This window comes from Elizabethkingia occulta, assembly GCF_002023715.1.
Classification (GTDB): domain Bacteria; phylum Bacteroidota; class Bacteroidia; order Flavobacteriales; family Weeksellaceae; genus Elizabethkingia; species Elizabethkingia occulta.
The window spans coordinates 19,715-31,583 of sequence record NZ_MAHX01000004.1 but is presented as its reverse complement, the minus strand read 5'-3'; the positions used below and the strand labels follow the sequence as shown (position 1 = coordinate 31,583).

Genomic DNA, 11,869 nt, shown 5'->3' with positions numbered 1-11,869 from the left:
GTACCTGATGCAAGTGATTCTTTCAAAATAGATTTTGATTTACACTTAGATAAATATTTACCATCATACTATCTTATAATTAAATCTTATCTATTTATTATTTCAAAAAAATGTGATTTAATCTGTTTTTCTTTATTGACAATTATTATTTTTACCAGAAAATTAATATCCATGAAGTATTTATCTCTTATTTTATCATCTATTTTTGTGATCTCTTGCAGCACTTCCATTAATCCTTATAAAGATTCCCGGGTTATTATTTTAGGAACCATACATTATGGTGCTGAGAATATTAATACTGAATCTGTTTATAAAATTTTATCAAATTTCAAGCCCGACATTATACTACTGGAAGCGGAATCCAATATTTTTGAAAAAGAAAATATGCTAAAAACTGACTTCGATGGCATCAGTAATAATGAATTTCAGGCTACATTAAGATACCAGAAGGAAAACCCTGGCGTTCAAATTAAACCTGCCGAATTAGAAGGCAGAAACAATTACAGAAAAGAATTGGGGATTTATCCGGAAGCAGGTTTTGTTTTTAATAAAATCGAAGAATTGGATAAAAAAGGAGAAATAAAACTTTCTGAGCAGGAAAAAAAACATTTATCACAACTAGATACTTATTGGAATTCTGTTGAAAACATTGCTAAACAGGATTTGAAAACAGTTAATTCAAAACAGTCAGACGCCCTTGTCGACAGTCTGATGAAATACCAGTATAACCGGACAAGAGACATTGTGAATAATCATAATGAATTTACTAAACTTAGATTACTGAGCAGCAAAAACAAGAAAGACACTATTACATATAAAGAATACTTCAATAACTGGTCAAATTTTGAAGGAAACATCAGAAATGAAGGTATCGCAAAAAATGTTATCAAATACTATAAAGAGAATCCCGGAAAAAAAATTATTCTGCTTACAGGATTTAAGCACCGATTTTTTATAAAAAAATATTTAGAAAGCCAGAATATTAAAACAATCGAATTCTATTAGTAATAAAAGATTTAGTCCTATCTTCTTTACTTACAATTATTATTTTTATCAGATACAACAGGTCGAAAATTGATACCCCATGAAAAAACTATTATTACTCCCGATAATCCTGCAAGCTCTTTCAAGCTGTAACAATATTCCATCAGCCGAACCTACAAAAACGGAGCACACAACACTGATCGTAGCAACAGAGGGCTCTATTTATAATTTTGATCTTGACGAAAATAAAATAACATGGCAATATAACAGTCCAATGGATTCCACAGGTAACAGAAATCTCTTTACGCTGGACGGACAAAATATTTTTATGCCTTTTGAAAGTGGAAAGCTAATTAATTTTGATGTTAACACAGGTAAAGTAATATGGAAGCAACAGATCGATGGCAACGAAGATCTATCAATGGACATGAGTGACGACACTAATCAGCAAAATCAAAAGCTACAGTCAATCATGCCTTTATTTATGTCTCAACCACTTGTGGATGGCCAAAATATAATAATGGCTTCCACAGGACAACCAGAGACTACGAATGCATGGCTGTATAACTTCAACAGAATTACTGGTAAAAAAACATGGACCAGCTCCTTACCTACTGTGTTCAATTTATATGCACCTGTAAAATACCGCAACAATTATTTTGTAAACTCAGCTGTCTATCTGGAAATGTATACTTCTCAAACAGGCACCCCTACTTCTTACGGAATGTTCGATGGTGATGTGGAAGTTGCAGGTCAGCCTCTTCAACATCATGATGTAAGCCAGTTTGAATATCCTATTTACAACCAGATGCAGACGGATGGCAAAAACCTTTATATAGGTGATGAAAAAGGCAAATTTTATTGCCTTAATCTTGATAAAGATGCGAACCTTCCAAATTCAGATATTTCTGATCCTAATAATACATTTATTAAAAATCCAAAAGTTTTTAAATGGATATTTAAAGATGAACATTATAGCTTTGCCGGGGATGCTAAAAGTTTTCTGGAAGATGAAACTCTATATACTGTTCTGAGGGACGGCATTCGTACTGAATCTTGTATTTTCGCAATTGATACAGACAATGGTAAAACAAAGTGGAAACAAGTAATAAAGGCTGATATCATAAACTGGTCGACTGTTAAAGACAAAATTATCGGTAATACAGAAAACACAATTTTTTATATGGATGCTAATGGCAAAAACTTTACTGAAGTTAAAATTCAGAATAAGCCATTATCCAATATAGAGCCTATCGACAAAACTCATTTTATATATGCTACCCAAAAGGGAATTGAAATATTCGACACCAATACAAAAACATCAAAACTTGTTATAGCAAAATCTTTTAAAGACAACCAGCACAACAATTTACAGATTAAATATATTTCTAAATAAGTTTAGTGATAAAGTATTAATATGTTTATAATTGAAAACAGGCAGGTTATTGTCCTGCCTGTTGCAATAATTATTTTAGTTGTTTGTTAAAATCTTCGCTATTGTATATAGCGACCATGTCTGTGATTTTCCCTTTTTCGTCAAACTGAAAATGGATGCTTTGTTTTACGTTTTGCAAACTTTTTCGGTTCGCATCACTTTTATCGGAATTGGGCAATGTCCCGTTCACCTCATAGGCGATTGCTCCTCTGTCACCTTCCACTATATTTCTGATCAGATGATATGTAACATCAGGCACCTTCTGAATTATTGATTTTAGCTCATTAATAAATGCCGAGGTATTTTTATAAGACATACCGCTAATTTTAAACGCTGCATTATCAGCAAACATTGCTGCCAGAGCATTCCAGTCGCGGGTATTGAAATTCTGAACGTATGCATCTAGTTTATCTTTCAACAGACGTTTATATGCCATATTTGTTTTTTTTACAGGCAGCAACTTTACGTCTTCTTGCCTTTCTATTTTTTCTTCTCCAGTAATCTGACGTACCAACTGATCGTACTGAGAAATGGTCAAAAGCTCTTTCATGAGCACATTATTGTCCATTGTAAAAAACTCCGCAGCATACACATTAATCTTGTTTCCGGAAGCAGGAATTGATCCGTAAGGGCCTGTTTGAGTTCCCTGCATAATATAAAGCAAGGCTGCTTGGTTCTCATCAACAATTATTATTCTGTCCCGAAGAGCCAAATCGGGAAAAGAACTATGAAAGCTTGAAATATCCTTTACAAAGTTATCACGCCCAATGACAATTGTATTGTCTGAATCATAATAAATTTTCTCGTTTACCATGGGTGCGTTTTTTACAAAATCCCCTGTTGTAAAATTCATATGAAATTTTGAGGCATTTTTTCTTACTCTTTCAGAATAGTCTGTATTTGTATTTTGAGCAAAAGTCTGCAATTGAAAACTCAGTAATACAATGGCTGAAATTAGAATTCGGTTTGTCATAATAGAAATTGTAATTTGGTATAATATGTGAATTTGCGATTCAGCAAGGAGAGCCTATTTTTGCTCTTTTTTCGTTTTTGAGATTATACCTTTGCGGGTATTAAGATTTTCAGGATTTCCTTTACCAAAACCTTTTGCATCCCGCATAGGTAAATAAAGTTCAGTAAATGCGCCATAACCTGCAGCAGCTTTGGAATGGCAACTAATACAAGAACCGCCCACTGCAGGCGAAGCTTCAGCTAAGAGTCCATTATCTGTATCATACTCGAAATACTGCCACCCACCCGGTGCATCAGGAAAACGAATGCTGTCTTTAATCGTAGCAGACACCGAATAAGCATCACCCTGAAAAAAGCCTTTTCCTATAGGGGAAATTGTATCACCTTTTCGGATAAGTTCTTTTACAAAAATGGTTCCATCACGGTAATAACCATTTTCTTTCCAAAAACGATAACTTTCTGGATCAATATAAATATTCTGAAAATCAGGAAAAAGAGCAGCACGATCATGAGATTTAGGTGTCGTTCCTGTTCCCGCAAATACCCATGTCCGATAGTCTTTTGGACGTACCAATTCATTTTTTTCGTTAAAGGTATAATAGCTTTTTTCTTTTGCATCTCCTTTGTTACAAGCATATATGCACGCAAGAACCCCTGCCATTATAAATGCAGGGAAACTTTTTTTATAGTTTATTTTCATTTTTTAGGTTTTATTGACAGACTATCAGCTAAACTGTCTCTTATAAAAGACTTTATCTCTATAGCTGTTCTGGTAAGAGAAAATTTCTGTTTCTGTATTTACATTTTATAGAAAAGCAACACAGGTACCCAATAATATGTTTTGTGAAGAATTTCTGTATTATGAGAAGAAGAAAAAATGTATGCATATTTTAAATCAGTGTATGTATAATTAACCAGTCATAACTGATAACATAATATTCAATTTCTTCACGGTACCTGGTTGCAAGTGTGTATTTTAAGAGACTACAATCTGTACAAATTATTTCTAAATAAAATATTACAGATTTCTATTCAGAAAACAACTGATTACTTAGAAGACAAATACTTTACAGCTTCCTGCATTACTCTGTCTACAAAAGTGGATGGTGAGTTTTTCATTGTAGTTAGCTCTGCATCTGTAGGGGGAGTTACATAGATATCAGGCTTTATCCCGATTCCTTCTATAACTTGACCATTCATATCCTTTGTTGCCATTACCGGCACATAAAATCTCATTAAACCAGCAACAGAAGTAAAGCCTCCACTTAAGTTGTTAATACCTCCATTAAATTGATCTAAGTCCGTTGTTAACCCGGCTGTTCCTCCTGCAGTATAATCTCCTATTGAAATCACCTGAGACCCTTGACTTTTTAACATTAATGTTGAAAGTTCAGACATACTGACACTACCTTTGTCTGTTAAAATTGTAATCGGAATATTGGATGACATTGCATATTGGTGTCTTTTTGCCTCTACAGGTATCCATGGGGTATAGTTAAATCGACCAGTTCCTTCTTTTGTTCTTTGATAAGCATATATTGCATTCTTAGTAACAAAACGTTCTACAAAATACTTAAAATCTACTACTGCACCCCCACCATTATCTCTTAGATCGATTATCAGTTTCTTGATTTCACCTCGCTGCAATGGATTAAAAAGCTTTTGATAAAACTTCATTCTGTATAAAATACCAGGTATATCACTTTTAAATTTTGGATAATTATAGGCATTCTCTGTGTGGGCCTTTATACGCCCCATAAACCAGGTAATATAAGCCTGAGTTGCTGTATTACGCACGGAAGAATAAGTTGAAGAACTAGCATAATTAGGAAGTGTTGCAGATTTGATGGATACACTATTTGCTGCGGTAATAAAAGCATCTGATACTATCTCAGTACTATTAAATACCTTTACTCCTTCATTAAAGTTTCTGACATCTGCAGAAGTAAAGAAAGAATTCCATTGATTAAGAATATTTAGTGTAAAATCCCGCACCTTGTTTCTTTGTGAAACATCTTTAATCGCATTTAGCTCTGCATTACTTTCTATTGCCGCCAGTGTCAATATGTTTGTATTATCAGATCCAGGGACAAGGTATTGATCAGCTGGTTGCATAATGAGATTATAGAAAGAAAAACCATCTGAAGTTAAGTAATAAATATCCGGATTGGATTTCAAATTTCCAGCAAGGAATCTAAATGTTACATTTCCTAAAGCATCAGTAAAATTTCCCGCTATGCTACTATCAGATGTTAATTGATTAATCATATAAGTTCTTTTACCTGTAAAATCATATATATTATTTTTTTTGCTTTTTGAATCTCCTCTAAATACTTTTAAATTACCGCCTGTAGGAAGCTGTATACCTATAACAAAGTGTCTGTCGATAATTGGTTCTATAATAGCTGCGAAGTATTCTTCTGCCTTTTTAGCATCGCTCTCTTTCTCCTGAGATGTAAAACCTTCCTGTTTATACGATTTTAAAGCAGCGAATTTAGGATAATACTCTTTATAAATAGCATCCCAATCCATTCCGTCTTTTCTTTTTTGCTCATAAAAATAATTATACCGCTCGTCCATTACAGTCCAAAACAACTTAAAAAGATCACCATAGGATTTTACATCATCTTCAGTATATCGCGTGGGTTCCGTTATAGATACTTCATCTTCCTTTACACATGAATTAAGTGATAATGCTGATATAGTAAGACCAATAGCTAAAATTGGTATTTTAATAAAATTTCTTTTCATAATAATATAGATGTTAAATAAAGTGTTAGTCAAATTTATAGGTAGCTCCAACGGAGAGCATATAAGAACGGGTACTCATTTTTTGGTTTTTATCACTATTAGCCTTAGTAATATCTGAGAGGCCATATTGATAATTAAAAGCTCCATACACATCGAATTTATTAAAAGAATAGCCTAATTGAGCTTGTCCCTGAAGACCATAACCTATCCGGCTAAATTGATTTTCATTAGCCTTGAAATCATAGGTACCGGAAACTTTAGTATAAGGATTGGATCCATCTAAATTTAATTCTCCAAAAACAGGATATTGTCCATCAAATTTTCTTTTCAGCCAATACTCCGTATACATACCACCTGCTAATTTTCCCCATACACCTTTGGTTTCATGCGGATCATTGAATACATAAGTCCCTATTAGCAAAGGAAAAGCTAGAAAATCATTAGTATATTTACTGTACCATCCACTATATGCACCCGTTCTCTCAAATTCATAATTTTTCTGCAGATACGAAACTCCTGATGAGACAAATAATGTTTTCCATACTCTGTATTCTCCTGACAAATTGACCCCGTAGCCATAACGCCCAGTATATTTTGAATCCTTAAGGCTGGAGAGATTGGCATGCATAATCGTATATGTATATCCGGCATCCAGGCCAATTTTGAATTTGTGTTGTGCAGATACCCCTACCCCAACAGGTAAGAGACAAAGGCAGAAAATTTTAATTAATCTTTTTTTCATAAAATTTTATATTAGTGTTAGTTGTTTACAGTATAGAACAGCAGAATAAGAACCTTTTCAGATCATAAGGTCTGTTTTTGCAGATAATATATCGTGGTATCACTATTTACCAACATGACGAAATTATAAAAACAGGAAACATCGAACTATTGTAAATCAGCCAGCACAGGCACTTGACAGGTCTATGTAGGATATAGAATTTAATATATCGTTTTCCAAAATAACATGTAGGATGAAAGTAGCATTAACTATAAGTCTATGCTATAATAAAAACGATATCTCTTTTTATTGAAGAATTAGTATAGCAACTCGTAACGCTGCTATCTAAAGCATTATTATTGATTTTTACAGAAAGTATAGATTATGTATTAAAATAAGCAGGGAAATAGTTTATCCTCCAAATTCACAGAGATAAACAAAGAAGTATTAATGATATAATGAATACTTCAAAATATTTGAAAAAGAACTATCTTAATTCGCTGAAAAATTTATAAAGATCTATCTCACTGGAGAGATAAAGGCGCTTACGCAATCGTCTCTTACGCTGTTGTACAGAAGAATGCTGGATAGAGAGACTCGATGCTATTTCTTTAGCTGAGAAATTCAGTCTGATAAGCGCTGCAAATATGAGCTCTGAATTTTCCAGACCCGGATTTATCTGTTGTAATTTTGAAATAAAATCGGGGTACACTTCTTTAAATAGACTAATAAAATTAGGATCATTTTTTCTGGACAAACCAATCATTTCATTATACTTCTTATTCTCAGAATTTTCTTCCAGAAAAGCTATTTCATTTACAAGCTTCTTTTTCTTTAACCAAACCAATCGACCCTTTTTATAAGCGTAGGCTAGAGCAAGAATACTTGTGAACACTATTAAAAGAACAATAAACCACAAATATTTCCGATCTTTAGTTCGGTCATTTTTTATATTTTCCAAAATCTTGTTAACCGTAGGCTCAAGTACTTTTTTGTTATTTTCTTCAATCTGAAGATTCATCTGGTTAAATTTATTCTCATACAAGCGAGCCTGCTCTATATTTCCTGTTTCTTTATAATAGAGTTGAAGTGCTTCATAAACCTCAGTGGGCTGATAAGTTCTTATTTTTGTATCATAAAATTTTAAAGCTTTTAAATAGGAGATTTCTGCCTGATTATACTGCTTTAGGCTCATAAGATAATCTCCTTCAGTAACATAAATAGAGGAAACCAGTGCCGCAGGCACTTTTTTTTCACCGGAAAGCATTATCATTTTTTTTGCCCGATCAAGACATACCTTTGTTGAATCTAACCGATCCAGACCAAGATGAAATCCGCAGATCACCGATTGAATTGCAATTCCCTTTTCCAGTTCTCTTGACTTATACAAATATGAAAATGCCGAATCATATTTTTCTTTGCTATATAAATAACTGCCCCTTCTCATGTATAATATTGACAGCATATACTTTTTAGCATTCTCACTGTCTGTCTTGTTTATTTCGTCAAGTGCTTTATTATTATAATACAACGCATTTTTATAAATATTTACTTTGGAACTGACAGAAGCATAGGCATCGTATAAAAAAGCTTTGTGAAAATGATCCTTGGAAGTGGCAATGATCTCTTCGGCTTTTTGCAGGAAAAACAACCGGTTTGTTTTATCTTTTGAAGAAGTATTCAGACGTGAAAGATTAATATAACAAATTGCTTTACCATCTTTATAACCTTCCCTATCCGCAATTTTCATATATTTTTTCTGAAGCGCAATATAGCCATCATAATCGCCTGAAAAATAAAGATTACGACTTTCTCTTATCAATGGAAGATCGAAACTGTTATAATAATTTTCCCTTTTCGTTTTGGAGTTGCATGAGGTTAATAGGAGTAATAACAGTGCCAATACGTAGTACCTTTTTTCATTTATATGCATGGCTAATTGTCGTTTTTATAAATTTAGTTGATTTTGCTTATTATAATTCGCTGAAAAATTTATACAGGTCTATATCGCTTGTAAGATCAAAGCGCTTTCGCAACCGTCTTTTACGCTGCTGTACAGAAGCATGCTGAATAAAGAGACTCGATGCTATTTCTTTAGCAGAAAAATTCAGTCTGATAAGTGCTGCAAATACCAGTTCTGTGTTTTCCAGATCAGGATTAATCTGTTGCAATTTCGAAATAAAATCAGGATATATTTCCGTAAATACATTAAGAAAACCAGGGTCATTTTTCCTGGCCAAGGCAATCATTTCATTATACTTCAGATTTCCCGAATCTTCTTTCAGAAAAGCTATTTCATTTATAAGCTTCTTTTTCTTTTTAGAAATCAGCCGAACCTTTTTATAGGTATAGGCTAAAGCAAAAATACTGGTAAATACTATCAATACAATAATCAACCATAAGTATCTCCGGTCTTCTTTTTGTTCATTTTTTATGTCTTCCAGAATTTTGTTAATCGTAGGTTCCAATATCTTCTTGTTATTCTCTTCAATCTGGAGTTTCATCTGATTAAATTTATTCTCATAAAAACGGGAAAGCCTCCTATTTCCCGCTTTATCATAATACTCTCCTAGTAAATCATAAACATTATTTGGTTGATAAGTCCTTATCTTATTATCATATAAATTTAAAACTTTCAGGTAGGATGCTTCTGCCTGTTTAGGCTGCTTTAAGAGTAAATGGTAAGTCCCCTCAGTAACGTAAATATTTGCAACCAGAGCAGCAGGAGTGTTTTTTTCTCCGGAAAGCATCATTATTTTTTTTGCCCGGTCAAGGGATGCTTTTGTTGAATCTAAAGGATATATACCAAGATAGAAAGAACCAATCAATGTTTCAACTGCAATTCCATTTTCCAGTTTTCTTGATTTGTACAAATAAGAAAATGCTGAATCATATTGATTTTTATTGGCTAAATAAACACCTTTTCTCATGTACATTAATGATAATAAATACTTTTTAGCATTTCCATCACTAGTTTTACTTATTTCTTCAAAGGCTTTATTATTATAGTACAAAGCATTGTTATAAATCTTAAGCTTGGAATTATGAGTAGAATAGCCATCATATAGAATAGCCTTGTGAAAATGATCTTTAGAGGGTTCAATAATCTCTTCAGCTTTTTGCAGGAAAAACAATCTATTTTGAATATCTTTTGAATAATTATCCAGCAGAGAAAGGTGAATATAACAAATTGCCTTACCTGCTTTATAACTATTCTGATCTGCAATCTTCATATATTTTTTCTGAAGTGCAATATAACCATCATAATCTCCGTTTAATTTAAGTATACGGCTTTCCCTTATCAATGGAAGATCAAAATTATTGTAGTAATATTCCCTTTTAGCTTTAGAGTCACATGAGGTAAGTATAAATAATAATAGTATAATTATACAATATCTCTTTTTATCTGTGTGCATTGTCAGTTATAGTTTTATAAATTTGGTTAATCTTATGTATTATAATTCCTGAAAAAACTCATACATATCCATGTCACTTGGTATATTTAATCGCTTGCGCAGTCTTCGTTTACGCTGCTGTACAGAGGTATGCTGAACAAAAGTATAGGTTGAAATTTCTTTTGAAGTAAAGTTAAGACTGATTAAAGCTGCAAATGTAATCTCCGAAACTTCAAGATCCGGATTTATAGCCTGTAGCTTTGTAACAAACTCAGGATAAACTTCCTGAAACTTCACTAAAAATGTCGAATCATTTTTTTTGGCCAGTTTTATTACTTCTTCTTGTTTTTTAGATTGAGACTCCAACTGTAATTCTTCAACCTTACTTTTTAATGCTTTCCGCTTCAGATGCAAAACTTTTATCCGTTTATATATATAAAACCCGACGCCCCCTACCGCTATAATCAACAAAGAAATAGCACTCCACATATTTCTTTTATAACGTTGCTCCTCACGCTCTATATTTCCAACAAAAGTATCTATGGTTGCATCAATAATTTCCTGCTGATTATTGGCAAGCTCAGCCTTTCCTTTTATATATAAAGTATTATAATAGTCCGCTTTAGTGTGGTCTCCTGTTTTTTTATAATAATCCGATTGTGGTTTATATAACTTTGTCGTAAAATAGCTGCCATATACCTGCCGGATATTTTCCATCGCTTTATTTGCCTCGGTATAAGCCACTTCTGCATCTGCATAATGCTGTTCTTTAGTATAATAATTGCCTGAAGTCAGATAAAAATTAAAAAGATCATAAGGCGGCACCTTTAATGCACTGCTGTTAATTATATCCTGAGCCTGACGCATATAAATTCCTGCCGAGTCCAGATTGTTCCTCTCTGCATGAAATTCTGAAAGTTTACATGCTATACCAATATCCTTCATCAGGTTTCTGTATTTATGAAAATAAATCAGAGACGAATCGAACCTGCTTTTTTGGAATAAATAATCTCCTCTTTTTGAATATGCATTTGCCAATAAATAATCTTTACCAGTTACATTATCCATATCCTTAAATATACCGAGTGCTTTTGCATTATAATACAATGCCTTATCAAACAATTCAAGATGCCTGTTGAGTGTAGCATAACTTTCAAATAATATGGCTTTATGAAATTTATTTTCTGAGTGTTCCAGAATTTTTTCTGCCTTTTTCAGCAGAGGTAAAGCATCTTTAAAATTACCAGAAGCCAGGGATAAGTTTGCGAGATTAATATAGCATAGTGCTTTTCCCTCTTCATATTTATTCTGATTAGCAATTTTCAGGTACTGATCATTAAGCATTATTACAGCTTTGCGATTTCCTTGCTTTCTAAGGTCCTGATTCTTTTTCAGCAATGGCAAATCAAAACGCGTATAATAATCCTTTTTTGAGGAAGAGGTACAGGAAATCACAAAAACCAATAGAAAAATCAAAATTATTTTTCTATTAACAATCATATTCATCATATCATAAAATACATTATGCATATTTACATTATTACTATAAATATAATAATACTTTAGTATTTATATTGAATGCAAAAAAAATTAATAGTAATTTAATTTCTC

The 11,869-nt window shown here is 32.8% G+C and carries 9 protein-coding genes; 2 read left to right on the top strand and 7 right to left on the bottom strand.

Annotated elements, in window-relative coordinates:
• Nucleotides 1-171 precede the first annotated feature (171 nt).
• Both BAZ10_RS01940 and BAZ10_RS01935 read left to right on the top strand, forming a co-directional pair.
• Complete coding sequence (locus tag BAZ10_RS01940; RefSeq protein WP_078770604.1) at nt 172-1,005, top strand: hypothetical protein; 834 nt, start codon at nt 172-174, stop codon at nt 1,003-1,005.
• Between the two features lie 79 nt (nt 1,006-1,084).
• The gene (locus BAZ10_RS01935; RefSeq protein WP_078770603.1) at nt 1,085-2,380 is read left to right on the top strand and encodes an outer membrane protein assembly factor BamB family protein; all 1,296 of its coding nucleotides are present in this window, start codon (nt 1,085-1,087) and stop codon (nt 2,378-2,380) included.
• 70 nt (nt 2,381-2,450) lie between these two features.
• Here BAZ10_RS01935 and BAZ10_RS01930 read toward each other — a convergent pair whose 3' ends face one another.
• From BAZ10_RS01930 to BAZ10_RS18800, 7 genes are all read right to left on the bottom strand, one after another.
• The gene (locus tag BAZ10_RS01930) at nt 2,451-3,392 is read right to left on the bottom strand and encodes a nuclear transport factor 2 family protein (protein WP_078770602.1); all 942 of its coding nucleotides are present in this window, start codon (nt 3,390-3,392) and stop codon (nt 2,451-2,453) included.
• 54 nt (nt 3,393-3,446) lie between these two features.
• Nucleotides 3,447-4,091 (bottom strand): cytochrome P460 family protein, encoded by a 645-nt coding sequence (locus BAZ10_RS01925; protein WP_078770601.1) that lies wholly within the window; start codon nt 4,089-4,091, stop codon nt 3,447-3,449.
• Between the two features lie 347 nt (nt 4,092-4,438).
• Nucleotides 4,439-6,142: a S41 family peptidase gene (locus BAZ10_RS01920; RefSeq protein WP_078770600.1), complete on the bottom strand. Its 1,704-nt coding sequence runs from the start codon at nt 6,140-6,142 to the stop codon at nt 4,439-4,441.
• A gap of 25 nt (nt 6,143-6,167) precedes the next feature.
• Complete coding sequence (locus tag BAZ10_RS01915) at nt 6,168-6,884, bottom strand: outer membrane beta-barrel protein (RefSeq protein WP_078770599.1); 717 nt, start codon at nt 6,882-6,884, stop codon at nt 6,168-6,170.
• A 466-nt stretch (nt 6,885-7,350) separates the two neighbouring features.
• Nucleotides 7,351-8,796 (bottom strand): hypothetical protein, encoded by a 1,446-nt coding sequence (locus tag BAZ10_RS18805; protein WP_108721268.1) that lies wholly within the window; start codon nt 8,794-8,796, stop codon nt 7,351-7,353.
• 40 nt (nt 8,797-8,836) lie between these two features.
• The gene (locus BAZ10_RS01905; protein WP_078770598.1) at nt 8,837-10,279 is read right to left on the bottom strand and encodes a hypothetical protein; all 1,443 of its coding nucleotides are present in this window, start codon (nt 10,277-10,279) and stop codon (nt 8,837-8,839) included.
• A 39-nt stretch (nt 10,280-10,318) separates the two neighbouring features.
• Complete coding sequence (locus BAZ10_RS18800) at nt 10,319-11,788, bottom strand: tetratricopeptide repeat protein (RefSeq protein ID WP_108721267.1); 1,470 nt, start codon at nt 11,786-11,788, stop codon at nt 10,319-10,321.
• Between the last annotated feature and the right edge of the window lie 81 nt (nt 11,789-11,869).